Here is a 16,404-nt window from a genome sequence, read left to right as displayed (position 1 = left end):
CAAAAAGGCGGCGGCCCCCACTTCCGTGGGGGCCGCCGCCCTGGAAAAGCCGCTCGGAGGTCCGGAGGGACTACGCGCCGGTGGCGCTCCCCGCGACCCATGCGTTCCAGTCCATGTTCCAGCCGTTGAGGCCGTTCTCCGGAGCGATGGTCTTGTCGGGCGAGTTCTTCACCTCGACGACGTCACCGATCTGGGAGTTGCTGAAGAACCAGGCGCCCGAGGTGTTGGGGTCGTCGGCACCCTGCTTGTCCTGCAGGCCGATGCAGCCGTGGCTGGTGTTGGCCGTGCCGAAGATGCCGCTGCCCCAGTAGTTGCCGTGGATGAAGGTGCCGGAGGTGGACAGGCGCATGGCGTGCGGCACGTCCTTGATGTCGTACTCGCCCTTGCCGTCGCCCTTGGTGAAGCCGACGGTGGAGCCGTCCATCCGGGTCTCCTTGAACTTCTCGGAGATCACCATCTTGCCGTTGTACGTGGGGTTCTCGGGGCTGCCGGCCGAGATCGGGATGGTCTTGATGGTCTTGCCGTCACGGACGACCGTCATCTGGTGGGACTTGGTGTCCACCGTGGAGACCTGGGCATGACCGATCTTGAAGGAGACGGTCTTCTTCTGGACGCCCTTGACGCCCGGAGCGCCCTCGACGCCGTCCAGGTTGAGCTTCAGGGTGACCTGGGAGTTGGCCTTCCAGTAGTCCTGGGGGCGGAAGTCGATGCGCTGGTCGCCGAACCAGTGGCCGACGACCTTCTGGCCGCTGTCCGAGTTCACCTCGATGTGCGACTGGACGGCCTTGCGGTCCTTGATCGGCTTGTCGAAGTTGATCGACACGGGCATGCCGACGCCGACGGTCGAGCCGTCCTCCGGCGTGAAGGAGCCGATGAAGCTGTTGGTGGGCGAGACCGTGGTGAACGAGGAGTTCTCCGTGGCCTTGCGCTTGTCGGAGTCGACCGCCTCGACCACGATCTTGTACTTGGTCGAGCGCTCGAGCTGCGCCTTGGGCTGCCAGGACGTCTTGTCCGGCGATATCGTGCCCTCGACCGGGGTGCCCTTGTCCGTCGTCATCTTGACGCTGGTGAGCGTACCGTCACTGACGGTGACCTTGGCGTTGTCCGCCGCGATGCCGGCGTTGGCGGAGCCGTCCTTCTGCGCGATCTTGATCTGCGCCTTGGAGGCTTCCTTCGCGGCCGCGGCGTCGACCTTGTTCTGCTCCTTGCCGCTGCTGCTGGAGCTGCTCTTGCCGCCGCCGTCGTCGTCGCCACCGCCGCAGGCGGCGAGGGTCAGTACACCGCCGAGCACAGCGGCCGCGGCCACGAGAGCCTTGCGGCGCTTGCCGTACGTCATCACACGCTTCTCCATTGCTCCTGCGGCCCCTATCCCCGAGCCGAACCGTGGGGCAGCACGATTCCCGGCTACTACTTCAAGGAACGCCTGCACCGGTTCGTCCGTTCCACACCCTTGGAGAATGTGGGGAAGGCCACGCCTGCAGAGCCCCTCGGAGGGGCGCCATGATAGCGGGGGTCCTGATAGGGGCGGGGGCGGTTGCGGGGCGCGGGGCGGCAGTGACCGCCGGAAACCCGTGGCTTCCTCAGGGGCGTTCGTATCACTACCATCGGGTCACTGACATCGAGTCAGCCCGGGAGCGGCGGATCCGCCGTGCCCCCAAAATCCGCCGCGCCGAGGGGGTTTCGTCCGTGACCGCACGCCGACCGCTGCTGACCGCCGTCGCCGCAGGGTCGCTCCTGTGTGCGGTGTGGTTCATGCCGACCGCGAACGCGACGGTCGAACGGACGGACCGGCCCGCCCCGGAGGCCCATGTCGCGGCACCCTCTGCGCAAGGCGCTGAGCAGCAGCTTTCCCTCGCCGCCTCGGGCGGTGTCGACACCACTCCCTATGTGTTCGGGGGAGTTGCCTTCCTGGCGGCGGGCGGAGCGCTGGTGACGGTCGCCGTGCGCAGGACGCGCACGGCGGACCGCTGACCAACCTTTACCTTCTTTGCCTTCTTTGCCATTCCTTGCCTGAAGCCGGCTCGGAGGCTGCGGCTCCGGCCCAACGCGGCTACGCCAGCGGACCCGTTACGGGTTCAACCGCCTCGACGAGCTTCCCGGCCCGTACGAACTCCTCCGCCCGGGCCAGGTCCGGGGCGAGGAAGCGGTCCTCGCCGGGGCCCTCGACGCCCGCGGCGCGCACGGCCTTCAGCACCGCCTGCGTGGCGGGCGACGGCGTCAGGCCCTCGCGCAGCTCGACGGCCCGGGTCGCGGCGACCAGCTCGACGGCGATGACGCGCGCGAGGGCGTCCAGGGCGGTGCGCAGCTTGCGCGCCGCCGACCAGCCCATGGAGACGTGGTCCTCCTGCATCGCGGAGGACGGGATGGAGTCCACCGAAGCGGGGACGGCCAGCCGCTTCATCTCGCTGACGAGGGCGGCCTGCGTGTACTGCGCGATCATCAGGCCGGAGTCGACGCCCGCGTCGCCCGCCAGGAAGGGCGGCAGGCCGTGCGAGCGGTTCTTGTCGAGCAGCCGGTCGGTGCGGCGCTCGGCGATGGAGGCGAGGTCGGCGGCGGCGATCGCGAGGAAGTCCAGGACGTACGCGACCGGGGCGCCGTGGAAGTTGCCGTTGGACTCCACGCGGCCGTCGGGCAGCACGACGGGGTTGTCGACGGCGGAGGCGAGCTCGCGGTCGGCGACGAGGCGGGCGTGCGCGAGGGTGTCGCGGCCGGCGCCGGCGACCTGCGGGGCGCAGCGGATGGAGTAGGCGTCCTGGACGCGCGGCGCGTCGTCCTGGTGGTGCCCGGTGAGCCCGGAGCCGGCGAGGACGCGCAGCATGTTGTCGGCGCTGGCCCCCTGGCCGGGGTGCGGGCGGATGGCGTGCAGCTCGGGCGCGAGCACCTTCTCGGTGCCGAGCAGGGCCTCCAGCGACAGGGCGGCGGTGACGTCGGCCGAGGTCAGCAGCCTGCCGAGGTCGGCGCAGGCCATGACCAGCATGCCGAGCATGCCGTCGGTGCCGTTGAGGAGGGCGAGGCCCTCCTTCTCGCGCAGTTCCACGGGCTCGATGCCGTGCTCGGCGAGCAGCCGGCCGGCCGGCTTGACGGTGCCGTCGGGGCCCTCGGCGTCGCCCTCTCCCATGAGCGTGAGCGCGCAGTGGGACAGCGGCGCGAGGTCGCCGGAGCAACCGAGGGAGCCGTACTCGTGCACGACGGGGGTGATGCCGGCGTTGAGGATCGCCGCCATGGTCTCGACCACGAGCGGGCGCACGCCGGTGCGGCCCGAGGCGAGGGTCTTCATGCGCAGGAACATCAGCGCGCGGACGACCTCGCGCTCGACGCGCGGGCCCATGCCGGCGGCGTGCGAGCGCACGATGTTGCGCTGCAGCTGGGCGCGCAGCTCCGGGCTGATGTGGCGGACGGCGAGGGCTCCGAAGCCGGTGGAGACGCCGTAGACGGGGTCGGGCTTGGCGGCGAGGTCGTCGATGACGCGGCGCGACGCGGCGACGGCGGCCAGTGCTTCTTCCGATACGACGACGCGCGCGGCGCCCCGTGCCACGGCGATCACGTCTTCCGCGGTCGTCCCGGCCGTCCCCACCACCACAGTGTGCATATCCATATTCAGGCACCCTAGAGACTGAATCGCTGCCTGTACATAGCCGATGAGTGGCCTGTCAGGTACAACGCGTAGGGACCCGTTCCGCATACCGGACCGGGCCCGGGAATCCCGCCGCCGTCACGGCCGCCGCCCCCGGAAGCGCCGCCGCTCGGCCGCCGGCACGGCCGGCGGGTGGTCCGCGAGACGGACCACCGGGTCGGCCGGTCCCCCGGCCCGCCCGGCGACGACCGGCCCGGGCGCGCGCGCCGCCTTCGCCCGGTACTGCGCGGCGTCCGCGAGGCGGAAGAGCCGGCGGGCCGTGCCCACCGCCCCGATCTGGTCCCCGGTGGAGGCGACGCCGCACGCGACGCCTTCCCCCAGCTCCAACGCGGCGGCCCTGCGGCACAGTTCGCCCGCCACGCGCACCACTTCATCCGCCGTGGGCCCCACCGTCAGCAGGCAGAACTCGTCGCCGCCCAGGCGCGCCGCCAGTGCCCCGGGCAGCATCGCTCCGCACAGCGAGAGCACCGAGCCGAACCGCTCCAGGAGGCGGTCGCCGACCGCGTGCCCCAGGGTGTCGTTGACGCGCTTGAGGCCGTTGAGATCGCACACCACCAGGCTGACGACGACGCCGTCCGCCAGGTGCCGCTCCACGGCCTCGTCCAGCCGCGCATCGACCGCGCGCCGGTTGGCCAGCCCGGTCAGCGGGTCGGTGAAGGCGAGGCGGCGGACCTCCTCCAGCCGCTCGGTCTGGGCGATCCCCGCCGCCGCGACGGAGGCCAGGACGGTCGCGAAGTCGGCGTCCGTGCGGTCGAAGGCGGGCGCTCCGGGCGGCCGGGCCACATACAGCTCGCCCCAGGCCCGCCCGTGCAGCACGACGGGGGCGACCACGCAGCAGCCCCGGCCCCGGCGGCGCAGCGCCGCCACCCGCTCGTGCCGGTAGGCGCCCGGGCCCGCGGCGCCCTGTTCGGCGGCTTCGTCCATGTTCTCGACCCAGGCGCGGGGCTCGGCGCCGCCGCCGACCCACTCCTCGTGGAGGAACTCCACGATCTCGGGGAAGTCGTGCACCGGGTACGACTCGTCCTCGGGGAAGCGCTCCTCGCCCGCGGTCAGCTCCCCCGCGTTGACCAGGACGCGCAGCCGGCCGCGCTCGCGCTCCCACACGGAGACCGCGGCGAAGCTGCCCTCCAGGGCGGACATCACGCGCTCGGCGGCGGCGGACACGGTCTCCAGCGGGGTGCGCGCGGCCGCCATCGCCTGCGCGAGCTCCACCACGGCGCGCAGCCGACCGTCGCACTCCCCGCCTGCCGCCACCCGAGCCTCACATTCCGTTGCTGAGCGCAGTTTCTGCACTCCAGCCTAAGAATGTCGGCCGCATTCCGCCGCATGAGCGCGGAGGTCAGGCGAGGTCGCTCCGGTACCAGTTCCAGCTGTCCTCGCTGGTCCAGGCCTTGGTGAAGCGGTCGAGCGCGCCCTTCGCGCCCGCCGTGGCCCACAGGCCGGTGCGGTTGGTGCCGTCCGGCTCCCGGCCGTTGTTGTAGAGGACACCGACATCGGCCTTGCCGTCGCCGTCGAAGTCACCCACGGTGACCTTGCTCCGGCTGCCGTTCCAGCTGCCCGTGCCGGAGTCCACGCTCTCCCAGGTCCGGTTCGGCTTGCCGAAGCCCTTGCCCGTGGAGGCGAACGTCCACAGGGCGGTGTGGTTCACGCCCTTGCCGTCCTCGCCGTTGTCGTAGAGCACGCCGACGTCGGCCTTCCCGTCACCGTTGAAGTCCCCGGCGACGGCCTTGCTGCGGTCCCAGTTCCAGCTGCCGAAGCCCGAGTTGACGCTCTCCCACGTGCGGACCGGCTTGTCGAAGCCGTTGCCGGTGCTGATGAAGGTCCACAGCGCCGTGTGGTTGACGCCCTTCTCGTCCTCGCCGCCGTTGCAGAGGATGCCGATGTCGGCCTTGCCGTCGCCGTTGAAGGCGCCAGCGGTGACCTTCGAACGGCCCCAGTTCCAGCTGCCCTTGCCGGAGTCGAAGCTGTCCCACACCTTCACCGGGCTGCCACGGTCGTCCGGCTGCTCGCCGCGGGCCACACCGACGAGGCCATCGCCAAACGGCTCGGCGTGTCCTCACGCACGGCGCGGCGCATCGCCACGGACCTCATGGAACGTCTCGGGGCGCACAGCCGGTTCGAAGCGGGAGTCAGGGCGGTACGAAGAGGCTGGCTGCCCGCGCACGACTGACGCGGTCGGCGCCCCGGTGCCGTGCTCAGTGCCCCGGCCACTCGGGCTTGCGCTTCTCGTTGAAGGCCGCCACGCCCTCGGCCCGGTCGCCGGAGAAGGCGACGGACCTCCACGCCGCGTCCTCGACCTCCAGCCCGGCCCGCAGGTCCAGGCCGTGCCCCAGCCGCAGTGCCCGCTTGGCGGCGCGCAGGCCGACAGGGGAGTTACCGGCGATGCGACCGGCCAGCGCAAGGGCCTCCGCCCGGTCCTGCCCCTCGGCGACGAGCTGGTCGACGAGCCCCAGGGCCCGCGCTTCCTCGGCTTCCACGCGCCGCGCACTGAAGATCAGCTCGGCGGCCCGGGCCGCCCCCACCCGCCGGGGCAGCAGCTGCGTCCCGCCGCCGCCCGGGATGACGCCCACCGAGACCTCGGGAAGACCGACCACGGCAGTGGCGTCGGCCACGATCACATCGCAGGAAAGAGCCAGCTCGAACCCGCCGCCGAGCGCGAACCCGTGCACCGCGGCGATGGTGGGCATCGGCAGCTCCAGCACGCCCGTGTAGGCGGCGCGAGCGTGCGGCCGCTGCCGGCTCAGGTCGGCGTCCGTAAAGGAATTCCGCTCCTTGAGGTCCGCACCGACGCAAAAAGCACGCTCATGCGTGGACGTAAGGACAACGACCCGCACGGAGTCATCGCCGCCAAGGGCCCGAGTCGCCTCGGCAAGACGAGCGGCCAGCTCACTGGACACGGCGTTCATGGCCTTGGGCCGGTCCAGGACGAGCTCGGCCACATGACCGTGCCGCCGGACCGCGATCCACTCTCCGAAACGCTGCTCGCTCATCGCCTGCACCCTCCGGGTTAACGCCTGTAAACCTGCGGAACCCGATCATGCCCTGCACCCACCGGGCAGGGCCATACCCGAGGGAGGGCTCGCGGCCGGTCAGCCGCCCCGCCGCGACAGCAGCCACGGCTCGACCATGCCCAGCCCGCGAACCGGCCGCTGCCACATCGGCTGCAGCGCAAAGCGGTACCCCGCGGCCGCCTCGTCGCCCTCCCCCACGTCCGCCTCCGACTTCGGCGCGTCGCCGTTGCGGGTCAGCTCCTCCGCCAGCGCCTGGTCGACGAGCACCGCGTCCTTCGGCGCTATCGACGTCAGCCGCGACGCCAGGTTCACCGTCGTGCCGAAGACGTCGCCCATCCGCGTCGTCACGGTCCCGAACGCGAGCCCGACCCGCAGCTCGGGCATCGTCTCGTCGTGCGTCATGGTCTCGATGAGCCGCAGCCCGATCTCGGCCGCGGTGCCCGCGTCGTCCGCCGAGTACAGGACCTCGTCGCCGAGCGTCTTGATCAGCCGCCCCCCGTGCGCGGCCACCAGATCCGCCGCGGTGGTCTCGAAGGCCTCGACGAGCTCGCCGAGCTCCTCCTCCTCCAGACGCCGCGTCAGACGGGTGAAGCCGACGAGGTCGGCGAACCCGACGGCCAGCCGCCGGTCGACCATCTCCGCGTCGTCCTGAGCCTGGACGACACGGCCCGTGGCGGCCGCCAGCTGCCGCCGCCACACGTAGATGAGGAACTCCTCCAGCTCCGGCAGCAGCAGCTCGACGAGCGGGTAGGTGATCTCCGTCCGTGTCATGCCGGGCTCCTGGGGCTCCGTCAGGCCCTCCAGGAAGGAGTCGATCTGCCAGTCCGCGAGGCGCGCCGTGGTCTGCCCGGTGGACCGGGCGACCTGCACGGCCATCGGCTCGCTGAGCAGCCCGGCCTCCACGAGGCCGGCCAGCCGGCGCAGCGCGAGCACGTCGGCCTCGGTCAGCGCCTTGGCCTGCCCGATGTCGGCGAAGCCCATGGCCCGCCAGAAGCGGGAGGCGAGGTCCATGGAGACGCCGGCCGCGCGGGCGGCCTGGAAGGGGGTGTAGCGGCGCTCGGCGCCGAGGATCAGCGCTTCGAGGCGGAGCGCGATGGGGTCTCCGCCCTCGTCGCCGACGTCGTCGCCGTACTCCTCCGCGACTGCGCCGACACCGTCGACACCGGCTCGCGCGGCGCTGTCGGCACGCGCAGCACCGTCCTCGCCCGTAGCCCTCACGGCACGGGAGGTTCCCCCACCGTCGGCGGTCACCGCCCGCCCCCTGTCCGATCCGTGCGCACTGCCCTGCCGATCACTGCTCGCTTAGGTTCTGGGCACAACGATACGACAGGTGTGCCGTAGCTCACTCTTCCGACGGGGCGGGCCGTACGTGAACGATGTCGCCGGCGCCCACCGGCTGCTGCACCCCGTCGCCCGTGGCGAGCACGAGCCGCCCGTCCCCGTCGACGGCCACGGCCTCTCCGACCAGCTCACGGCCGCCGGGAAGTTCGGCGCGGACGTGGCGCCCGAGCGTGGCGCACCCGGCGGCGTACGCCTCCTGCAGAAGGCTCTGCGCCGGATCGCCCGCCGCGTCGCGCCACCGGCCGTACCACTCCTCCAGCGAACGGAGTACGGCGCGCAGCAGCGGATCGCGGTCCAGGACCTGCGCTCCGGCCAGCGCCAGCGAGCCCGCCGTGGGGACGGGCAGCTCGTCGGCCCGCAGCGACACGTTCAGGCCGATGCCGACGACGACGGCGTCCCCGGTCCGCTCGGCGAGGATCCCGCCGGCCTTGCGCTCGTGCCCGTCGACGGTCACCAGCAGGTCGTTGGGCCACTTCAGCGCCGTGTCGACGCCGGCCGCCCGGGACAGCGCGGCCGCCGTGGCGACCCCGGCGAGCAGCGGCAGCCAGCCCCACCGCTCCACGGGCACGCCCGGGCCGGGCCGCAGCAGGACGGAGAAGAAGAGGCCGGACCGCGGCGGCGCCGTCCACGTGCGGTCGAGCCGCCCGCGCCCGGCGGACTGCTCCTCCGCGACGAGGACCGCCCCTTCGGGCCCGCCGGCGGCCACGAGGTCGGTGTTCGTCGAGCCCGTCCGCGCCACCACGTCCACCGAGGTCCACAGCCCTCCGGGCCGCAGCAGCCCGCGCCGCAGCGCGGTGACGTTGAGCGGCGGCCGGTCGAGATCGGACCAGCGGCCGCCGGAGGGGGAAGGCGTCTCAGGAGGCGTCATAAGAGCCACCATAGGAGGGAAGTGGAGGCGAACCGGTGTGGCCAACGACGCACTGCCGCAGCGCACCCGCGCGGATACGCTACGGACCGGTAGCACCGGTTAGCCCACTCAGCCTCAGTTCATCCTCAGCCAGCCCACCTCTGGACGAGCAGGAGCCGCATCCCGATGTCCGAGCCGGAATACGACATCCACACCACCGCGGGCAAGCTCGCGGATCTGCAACGCCGGATCGAGGAGGCCACGCACGCCGGCTCCGAGCGCGCCGTGGAGAAGCAGCACGCGAAGGGCAAGCTGACCGCCCGCGAGCGCATCGAACTCCTCCTGGACGAGGGTTCCTTCGTCGAGCTGGACGAGTTCGCCCGGCACCGCTCGACCAACTTCGGCATCGAGAAGAACCGCCCGTACGGGGACGGCGTCGTCACCGGCTACGGCACCGTCGACGGCCGCACCGTCTGCGTCTACTCCCAGGACTTCACGGTCTTCGGCGGCTCGCTCGGCGAGGTCTACGGCGAGAAGATCGGCAAGGCCATGGACTTCGCGCTGAAGACCGGCTGTCCGATCATCGGCATCAACGACGGGGGCGGCGCCCGCATCCAGGAGGGCGTGGTCGCCCTCGGCCTCTTCGGCGAGATCTTCCGCCGCAACGTGCACGCCTCCGGCGTCGTCCCGCAGATCTCCCTGATCGTCGGCCCCTGCGCGGGCGGCGCGGTCTACTCCCCCGCGATCACCGACTTCACGGTGATGGTCGACCAGACCTCGCACATGTTCATCACCGGCCCCGACGTCATCAAGACCGTCACCGGCGAGGACGTCGGCTTCGAGGAGCTCGGCGGCGCCCGCACGCACAACAGCACATCGGGCGTGGCGCACCACATGGCCGGGGACGAGAAGGACGCCATCGAGTACGTCAAGGCGCTCCTCTCCTACCTCCCCTCCAACAACCTCTCCGAGCCCCCGGCCTTCCCCGAGGAGGCCGACCTGGAGATCTCGCCCGCCGACAGCGAGCTCGACACCCTCATCCCGGACTCGGCCAACCAGCCGTACGACATGCACACCGCCATCGAGCACGTGCTGGACGACGGCGAGTTCCTGGAGACCCAGGCCCTGTTCGCGCCGAACATCATCACCGGCTTCGGGCGCGTGGAGGGCCGCCCGGTCGGCATCGTCGCCAACCAGCCGCTCCAGTTCGCCGGCTGCCTCGACATCAACGCCAGCGAGAAGGCCGCCCGCTTCGTCCGCACCTGCGACGCCTTCAACGTGCCGGTGCTGACCTTCGTGGACGTGCCCGGCTTCCTGCCCGGCACCGACCAGGAGTACAACGGCATCATCCGGCGCGGCGCCAAGCTGATCTACGCCTACGCCGAGGCCACGGTCCCGCTCATCACGGTGATCACGCGCAAGGCGTTCGGCGGCGCGTACGACGTCATGGGCTCCAAGCACCTCGGCGCCGACCTCAACCTCGCCTGGCCCACCGCCCAGATCGCCGTCATGGGCGCCCAGGGCGCGGTCAACATCCTCCACCGCCGCACGATCGCCGCGGCGGAGACCCCGGAGGAGCAGGAGGAGCTGCGGGCGAAGCTCATCGCGGACTACGAGGACGCGCTCCTCAACCCGTACGCGGCCGCCGAGCGAGGCTACGTCGACGCGGTGATCATGCCGAACGAGACGCGCCGGCACATCGTGCGGGGCCTGCGGGCGCTGCGCGACAAGCGCGAGGCGCTGCCGCCGAAGAAGCACGGCAACATCCCCCTCTAGATCCCCCGCTGGATCCCCCTCCAGACCCCTCTCCAGATCCCTCCAGGAGGCTCTCGGTGATCAAGGTAGTCCGGGGCAACCCGACCCCCGAGGAGCTCGCCGCCGCCCTGGCGGTGGTCCGGGCGCGCGCGGCGGCGGGCAGCGCCGCCGCGCCCGAGACGGGCGAGACCCGCCCGGAGTGGTCGACGCCGGCGCGGCGCCTGACCGCGACGCGCATGCCACAGGCGGGCCCGCGGGCGTGGCGTACGACGTACTGGCCCGCGTAACAGGTACGGCATAACGCGTGGGGGAGCGAGCCGCAGTCGCGGCCCGCTCCCAGCCACCCGATCGACCTGCTGACCGCTTCGGGCCGGGCCACGAAGCGCAAGCCCTAACACCCCCGCCCCCGGCGATTGAGTACGCGTACTCAGGCGCTCCGGACCCCCCGGCGGCACCATGGGGGCAATGCTGTGGTCGGACCCTTCGAACGAACCCCCCGAGGAGCTGCGCGAGGCGCAGGCGATGCTCCGCCGGGCCGGTCTCGTGCTCGCGATCGGCATGGTGATCGCTTTCGTCATCCTCGGCATGGGCTGAGCCACAGGGAACCCACAGTTACAGGCTGTCTGCAACCAAATCCTCCCCATCCCTCATCATGGCTAGTGAAATGCCGCGAACCGGGGAGTGCGTCACACCATGAACAAGCCCGTGCGCCACATATCCGTCTTTGTCGGATTGCTGGTCCTGGCCCTGCTGGTCCGGGCGAACTGGCTCCAGTTCGTCCGCAGCGACGATCTGGCCAATCACAAGGACAACAAGCGGGTGAAGATCGCCTCCTTCGCACAGCCTCGCGGCAACATCATCGTCGGCGGCCAGCCGATCACCGGCTCCGGCGAGACCACGGGCGACTACAAGTACAAGCGCACGTTCAAGGACGGCGAGATGTACGCCCCGGTCACCGGCTACTCCTCGCAGCTGTACGGCAACAGCCAGCTCGAATTCGTCAACAACAAGCTGCTCAGCGGCACCGACGACAAGCTGTTCCTGCAGCGCACCACCGACATGCTCAGCGGCAAGAAGCCCCGCGGCGGCGACGTGGTGACGACCATCGACCCGAAGGCGCAGAAGGCGGCCTTCGAGGGCCTCGGCAAGTACAAGGGCGCGGTCGTCGCCCTCGACCCGCGCACCGGCAAGATCCTCGCCCTGGCCTCCACCCCCTCCTACGACCCCTCGGTCTTCGCGGGGAACACGCTGAAGGACCAGGAGGCGTACAAGAAGCTGGAGGCCGACAAGGACAAGCCGCTGGTCAACCGGGCGATCAAGGAGCGCTACCCCCCGGGCTCCACCTTCAAGATCCTCACCGCCGCGGCCGCCCTCGAACACGGCATCGTCAGCGACATCAACGCCAAGGGCAGCGCCCCGGTCCCGTACAAGCTGCCCCTCAGCACGACCACGGTCCGTAACGACGTCCAGACCGAGGAGTGCGTCAACGGATCCCTCAAGGCCGGCCTTCAGTGGTCGTGCAACAACGTCTTCCTCGACCTGGCCGACAAGCTGGGCAAGGACAAGATGCGGGAGACCGCCGAGAAGTTCGGCTTCAACAACAAGGACATCTTCATCCCCAACGGCACCGTCGAGAGCATCTACCCCAAGAACCTCGACCGCCCGCAGACCGCCCTCACCGGCATGGGCCAGGGCAGCCTCGACAGCACCCCGCTGCAGATCGCGATGATGACCGCCGCCCTCGCCAACGACGGCAAGCTCATGAAGCCGTACCTGGTCGAGGAGCTGCGTGACCCCGGCCTGAACACGCTGGAGAAGCACAAGCCCGAGGTCATGTCGCAGGCCGTCTCCGCCGGCACGGCGAAGAAGGTCCAGCAGATGATGGAGAACACGGCCCAGAACGGCACCGGCAAGAAGGCCCTCATCGACGGCGTCACCGTCGGCGCCAAGACGGGCACCGCGCAGCACGGCGTCAACAACGAGAAGCTGCCGTACGCCTGGTTCGTCTCCTACGCCAAGCAGGGCGACGGCTCCCCCGTCGCGGTCGCCGTCTTCATCGACCCCGAGGGCTCCGGCATCGACCGCGACGAGATCTCCGGCGGCGGTCTCGCCGGCCCGATCGCCAAGAAGGTCATGCAGGCCGTGATCAAGAAGTAGCGCCCGGGGGCGGGGGCCGCGGTTGTCTACGATGGCGGGCATGACCCCTCAGCGCCGCCTCGTCCTCGCCTCCCAGTCCCCCGCCCGCCTCGGCCTGCTCAAGGCCGCCGGGCTGCGGCCCGAGGTGATCGTCAGCGGCGTCGACGAGGACGCGCTGACCGCCCCGACCCCCGCCGAGCTGGCGCGCGTCCTGGCCGAGGCCAAGGCCGACGCGGTCGCCGCCCGGCCGGAAGCGGCCGGGGCGCTGGTCATCGGCTGCGACTCCGTCCTCGAACTGGACGGGCAGGCCCTGGGCAAGCCGGACGACGCCGAGGACGCCACCGCCCGCTGGAAGTCGATGCGGGGCCGGTCCGGGATCCTCCGGACCGGCCACTGCATCGCCGACACGGCCATGGGCCGCCGGGTGTCGGCGACCGCTTCCACGACCGTGCGCTTCGGGGAGCCCTCCGACGCCGAGATCGCGGCCTACGTCGCGACCCGCGAGCCGCTGTACGTCGCGGGCGCCTTCACCCTCGACGGCCGCTCCGCCCCCTTCATCGAGGGCATCGACGGCGACCACGGCAACGTCATCGGGCTCTCCCTCCCCCTGCTCCGCAAGCTCCTCGCCGAGCTGGGGATGTCGATCACGGAGCTGTGGGCCGACGCCTAGAGCGGCAGGACGCCCAGCACCGGCGAGAGCAGACCGACGACCGGGTCGAGCGCCTGCTGGGCCTGGCCCAGCTGGTTCAGCTGGTTGAGCTGGTCCAGCTTGCCGAGCTGGTTGGTGGCCCCGGGGTGGATGCTGGTCGCCGGCGGCTCGGGAGCGGGCGCCGGCGGGGCCATCACATCCCCCGCGTTCGAAGTGGGCGGTTGCGGCATGGGAGCGGCCGTGGCTGCGGTGGCGGTCAGGGCGAGAGCGGCGCCGGTGAGAGCGGCGGCGGCAACGATGCGCTTCATCATGACCGCCCCAACGAGGTCACGGCGCCTCGGTCACCATTCCTTCCGCCAGTCGGGGGGCGCACCCCAGACATGCACGGGCCGTACCGGAATCCTCACCACGGCGGAGAAGTGCGTACGGCCGGGCAAGTACCCGGCATTCTTCGAGGACTTCGCACGCGCCCGGAACAGGAGGCCCCGGCCCTGCTCCCGTTCGGGATCTTCCGGGCGAACGGCCTGTCGGGACGAGGCGGTTCGCGGACGCCCGGACCGCCCACCGGTGCACATACGGGACTCCAGGAGCCCCACCGGCCCCACCCTCACCATCAACCAACCCACCTGGGCAAGTTTCCTCGGACATGTCAAAGCGCATATTCCGGTGTAGGCCGGAAGCCATCCGGCTACGCCTCCTACCCCCGAGGAGCCTGCCGCCATGCCGAGGATCCTGATCACCACCGGTGACGCCGCCGAGGACCTGGAGGTCCTCTACCCCTACCAGCGCCTGCTGGAGGAGGGCTACGAGGTGGACATCGCCGCTCCCACCGTGAAGCAGCTCCAGTTCGTCGTGCACGACTTCGTCGCGAGCTTCGACACCTACACGGAGAAGCTGGGTCACAGCTGGCCCGCGGACGTCGCGCTGGCGAACGTGAACCCGTCGGACTACGCCGCGGTCGTCATCCCCGGCGGCCGCGCGCCGGAGTTCCTGCGGCTGGATCCCGACTTCCAGCGGATCATCAAGTCGTTCTTCGCGCAGAACAAGCCCATCGCGCACATCTGCCACGCCGTGATCGCGCTGACGCCGCTGGGCGTCCTCAAGGGCCGCCGCACGGCCGCGTGGCCGGCGTGCCGCCCGGACGTGCAGCTCGCGGGCGGCACGTTCGTGGACGCGGAGGCCGTCGTCGACGGGAACATGGTGTCCGCGCGGGCGTGGAACGACCAGCCCGCGTGGATGAGGGCGTTCGTGGAGCTGCTGCGCGAGAAGGCGCCGGTCAAGAGCTGACGCCGGCGGCTCCTGTGCGAGGCTGGGAGGTCCGCCGACAGCCGCCCAGCCCCGAAGGAACCCGAACCTCCATGTCCCAGTCCGTGGACCGCGCCCTCGACGTCCTGGACGCCGTCGCCGCGGCGAACGCCCCCGTCACGGCGAAGGCGCTGGCCAGAAACCTCCGCTGCGGGCTCTCCACGGTGTACGAGATCCTCGGCACGCTCACCGCCCGCGGGCATCTGGTCCGCACCGCGGGCGGCTACACCCTCGGGTACCGCGTGCCCGTCCTGCACCAGGCGTTCCAGCGCCAGATGCAGCTGGACGACGCCGTGCACGCGCTCCTGCTCACGGCCCGGCGGGAAGCGGGCGCGGACACGTACTTCAGCACGTACCGCGACGGGGACATCGCCGTGCTCGCCGGGAACGCCGCCGACCCGTCGACGGGCGGCTTCAGCGTGGGCCGGGATCTCGACGGGCACGCGACCGCCCACGGCAAGGTGCTGCTCTCGGCGCTGCCCCGGGCGGCGCGCATGCGCTACCTGACGGGTACGGGGATGCGGGCGATCACGCCGCGGACGATCACGTCGCCGGACCGGCTGGACGCGGAGCTGCGGCGCGTGCGGCGGGAGGGGGTCGCCGTGGAGGTCGAGGAGTGCGCGCCGGGAGTGGCGTGCGTGGCGGTCCCCGTACCGGTCATGCCGGGCGCACGAACCGGCCCCCGCGGCGGCGCGTCCGCCGTGTCCGCCGTATCCGCCGCCGTCCCGCTGGAGGACTTCCACCGCCGCAGGAGCCGGCTGACGGACACGCTGCGCCACGTCGCGGCGGAGGCGGCGAAGTTGGCCGCGCGTCAGCGCGGGACGACGGCCTCCGCCGGCTGAGCCCAGCGCTCCGGGTCGTAGACCATCAGCGTCCAGACGACCAGTGCGAGGACGGCCATGACGGCCGCGAACGCGGACCAGCCGACGAGGCCGACGCAGAACGCGCCCAGCAGGCCGTGCACGACGCCGCAGGTGATCAGCAGAATCCTTCCCGCCGTGCGGGGCGGGCGGTCGCGGAGGGCGGCGCGGAGGGCGACGACGGCGCACAGGAGCAGGTAGAGCGCGAAGAGGCCGCCGGCGATCCAGGCGGCGAGGGCCATGAGGCCGGGGTCGCTGCCCGCGAGGGACATGTGCTGGCGGCGGACGACGACGCCGAGGATCCAGTTGACGAGGGCGATGCCCAGGCCCTCCACGGCGAGGGCGAGCGCAGTGAGGCCGGCGAGGGGTCTGCGGAGCCGGAACCGGGTCGTCACCACCCCTTCACCACCCCCTTGTCAGCCCCTCGTCCGCCCCTCCGCGGGCGATTGCCACCTGTTACCGCGGGTACCTACGTCTGGAGGGACGCTACTCACGGGTAGAACCATGAGCAAGGGGTCGGTGCGGAGTCAGTGACAAAGCGCGCCCGGATCCGCAGCCGCACCCCCTCGGGGCCCGCGCCCGGCCGAACGGCCCCCGGGCCGGTTCCCGCACACGCAAACTTTGGGCCACCCCTTCGTAGGGACTCAACAAAGAAAGCTCTTTCCTGCCCGGCGGCACACGTCGAGAGCTCCGCCACATGCAAAGGTCGACGGAGACCCTCATACCCGGCGTACGGTGGGAGAACTGGGGACTTCGGCGCGCACACGGCCTCCGGTTCACGCTCCGTGTGGGCAAGCTCACCTCGGGAGTCGGCTCGGCACAGAGTGTCGCCAGTACCTAAACTCACCTTGTTTCAAGGAGGGAGC

The 16,404-nt window shown here is 71.4% G+C and carries 18 protein-coding genes and 1 pseudogene; 10 read left to right on the top strand and 9 right to left on the bottom strand.

Annotation, left to right across the window (positions count from 1 at the left end; genetic code table 11):
* Positions 1 to 70 precede the first annotated feature (70 nt).
* Positions 71 to 1,351 carry a L,D-transpeptidase gene (locus tag NQU55_RS10125; RefSeq protein WP_240976085.1) on the bottom strand — a complete coding sequence of 427 codons (1,281 nt, stop codon included), beginning with the start codon at positions 1,349 to 1,351 and terminating at the stop codon, positions 71 to 73.
* A gap of 335 nt (positions 1,352 to 1,686) precedes the next feature.
* Here NQU55_RS10125 and NQU55_RS10120 point away from each other — a divergent pair, with 335 nt between their 5' ends.
* A complete protein-coding gene (locus tag NQU55_RS10120; protein ID WP_168090885.1) occupies positions 1,687 to 1,971 on the top strand; it encodes a hypothetical protein in 285 nt (94 codons plus the stop codon).
* A gap of 79 nt (positions 1,972 to 2,050) precedes the next feature.
* Here NQU55_RS10120 and hutH read toward each other — a convergent pair whose 3' ends face one another.
* The 3 genes from hutH to NQU55_RS10105 all read right to left on the bottom strand — a co-directional run bounded on the left by hutH (position 2,051) and on the right by NQU55_RS10105 (position 5,654).
* Positions 2,051 to 3,595, bottom strand: coding sequence for a histidine ammonia-lyase (gene hutH / locus NQU55_RS10115; RefSeq protein WP_168090884.1), 1,545 nt, complete (start codon positions 3,593 to 3,595; stop codon positions 2,051 to 2,053).
* 117 nt (positions 3,596 to 3,712) lie between these two features.
* Complete coding sequence (locus NQU55_RS10110) at positions 3,713 to 4,828, bottom strand: GGDEF domain-containing protein (protein WP_168090920.1); 1,116 nt, start codon at positions 4,826 to 4,828, stop codon at positions 3,713 to 3,715.
* A 145-nt stretch (positions 4,829 to 4,973) separates the two neighbouring features.
* Positions 4,974 to 5,654: an FG-GAP repeat domain-containing protein gene (locus NQU55_RS10105; RefSeq protein ID WP_168090872.1), complete on the bottom strand. Its 681-nt coding sequence runs from the start codon at positions 5,652 to 5,654 to the stop codon at positions 4,974 to 4,976.
* On the opposite strand from NQU55_RS10105, the pseudogene NQU55_RS10100 reads away from it, so the two are divergent.
* Positions 5,625 to 5,804 (top strand): annotated as a pseudogene (locus NQU55_RS10100) (response regulator transcription factor); the annotation flags it as partial. The gene NQU55_RS10105 and the pseudogene NQU55_RS10100 sit on opposite strands and share 30 nt — an antisense overlap.
* A 25-nt stretch (positions 5,805 to 5,829) precedes the next feature.
* Here NQU55_RS10100 and NQU55_RS10095 read toward each other — a convergent pair.
* The 3 genes from NQU55_RS10095 to NQU55_RS10085 form a co-directional block, all read right to left on the bottom strand.
* Positions 5,830 to 6,624: an enoyl-CoA hydratase/isomerase family protein gene (locus tag NQU55_RS10095; RefSeq protein WP_168090883.1), complete on the bottom strand. Its 795-nt coding sequence runs from the start codon at positions 6,622 to 6,624 to the stop codon at positions 5,830 to 5,832.
* 99 nt (positions 6,625 to 6,723) lie between these two features.
* A complete protein-coding gene (locus NQU55_RS10090) occupies positions 6,724 to 7,863 on the bottom strand; it encodes an adenylate/guanylate cyclase domain-containing protein (RefSeq protein WP_256790305.1) in 1,140 nt (379 codons plus the stop codon).
* A 124-nt stretch (positions 7,864 to 7,987) separates the two neighbouring features.
* A complete protein-coding gene (locus NQU55_RS10085) occupies positions 7,988 to 8,854 on the bottom strand; it encodes a biotin--[acetyl-CoA-carboxylase] ligase (RefSeq protein WP_168090881.1) in 867 nt (288 codons plus the stop codon).
* 165 nt (positions 8,855 to 9,019) lie between these two features.
* Here NQU55_RS10085 and NQU55_RS10080 point away from each other — a divergent pair, with 165 nt between their 5' ends.
* From NQU55_RS10080 to NQU55_RS10060, 5 genes are all read left to right on the top strand, one after another.
* Positions 9,020 to 10,609 carry an acyl-CoA carboxylase subunit beta gene (locus NQU55_RS10080; protein WP_168090880.1) on the top strand — a complete coding sequence of 530 codons (1,590 nt, stop codon included), beginning with the start codon at positions 9,020 to 9,022 and terminating at the stop codon, positions 10,607 to 10,609.
* Between the two features lie 56 nt (positions 10,610 to 10,665).
* The gene (locus NQU55_RS10075; protein ID WP_168090879.1) at positions 10,666 to 10,875 is read left to right on the top strand and encodes an acyl-CoA carboxylase epsilon subunit; all 210 of its coding nucleotides are present in this window, start codon (positions 10,666 to 10,668) and stop codon (positions 10,873 to 10,875) included.
* 178 nt (positions 10,876 to 11,053) lie between these two features.
* Entirely contained in the window at positions 11,054 to 11,182 is a 129-nt protein-coding gene (gene mmpB, locus NQU55_RS10070; RefSeq protein WP_256790302.1) for a morphogenic membrane protein MmpB, read from the top strand.
* 99 nt (positions 11,183 to 11,281) lie between these two features.
* Entirely contained in the window at positions 11,282 to 12,745 is a 1,464-nt protein-coding gene (locus NQU55_RS10065; RefSeq protein WP_168090878.1) for a peptidoglycan D,D-transpeptidase FtsI family protein, read from the top strand.
* A gap of 31 nt (positions 12,746 to 12,776) precedes the next feature.
* Positions 12,777 to 13,394 carry a Maf family protein gene (locus tag NQU55_RS10060; RefSeq protein WP_168090877.1) on the top strand — a complete coding sequence of 206 codons (618 nt, stop codon included), beginning with the start codon at positions 12,777 to 12,779 and terminating at the stop codon, positions 13,392 to 13,394.
* Here the strand turns inward: NQU55_RS10060 and NQU55_RS10055 are convergent.
* Positions 13,391 to 13,684: a hypothetical protein gene (locus NQU55_RS10055; protein ID WP_168090876.1), complete on the bottom strand. Its 294-nt coding sequence runs from the start codon at positions 13,682 to 13,684 to the stop codon at positions 13,391 to 13,393. The two genes, NQU55_RS10060 and NQU55_RS10055, sit on opposite strands and share 4 nt — an antisense overlap.
* On the opposite strand from NQU55_RS10055, the gene NQU55_RS10050 reads away from it, so the two are divergent.
* The 3 genes from NQU55_RS10050 (at position 13,602) to NQU55_RS10040 (ending at position 15,520) form a co-directional block, all read left to right on the top strand.
* Complete coding sequence (locus NQU55_RS10050; RefSeq protein WP_308402210.1) at positions 13,602 to 14,045, top strand: DUF397 domain-containing protein; 444 nt, start codon at positions 13,602 to 13,604, stop codon at positions 14,043 to 14,045. The two genes, NQU55_RS10055 and NQU55_RS10050, sit on opposite strands and share 83 nt — an antisense overlap.
* A gap of 48 nt (positions 14,046 to 14,093) precedes the next feature.
* Entirely contained in the window at positions 14,094 to 14,660 is a 567-nt protein-coding gene (locus NQU55_RS10045; protein ID WP_058045963.1) for a DJ-1/PfpI family protein, read from the top strand.
* Positions 14,661 to 14,731: 71 nt separating this feature from the next.
* A complete protein-coding gene (locus NQU55_RS10040) occupies positions 14,732 to 15,520 on the top strand; it encodes an IclR family transcriptional regulator (RefSeq protein ID WP_168090874.1) in 789 nt (262 codons plus the stop codon).
* On the opposite strand, the gene NQU55_RS10035 is transcribed toward NQU55_RS10040, so the two are convergent.
* The gene (locus NQU55_RS10035) at positions 15,490 to 15,933 is read right to left on the bottom strand and encodes a hypothetical protein (RefSeq protein WP_168090873.1); all 444 of its coding nucleotides are present in this window, start codon (positions 15,931 to 15,933) and stop codon (positions 15,490 to 15,492) included. The genes NQU55_RS10040 and NQU55_RS10035 overlap by 31 nt on opposite strands.
* Positions 15,934 to 16,404: the final 471 nt, after the last annotated feature.

Source organism: Streptomyces telluris (assembly GCF_024519335.1).
GTDB classification, from domain to species: Bacteria; Actinomycetota; Actinomycetes; order Streptomycetales; family Streptomycetaceae; genus Streptomyces; species Streptomyces telluris.
The sequence above is the reverse complement of the archived record's forward strand: the minus strand, read 5'-3'. Positions and strand labels throughout refer to the sequence as shown.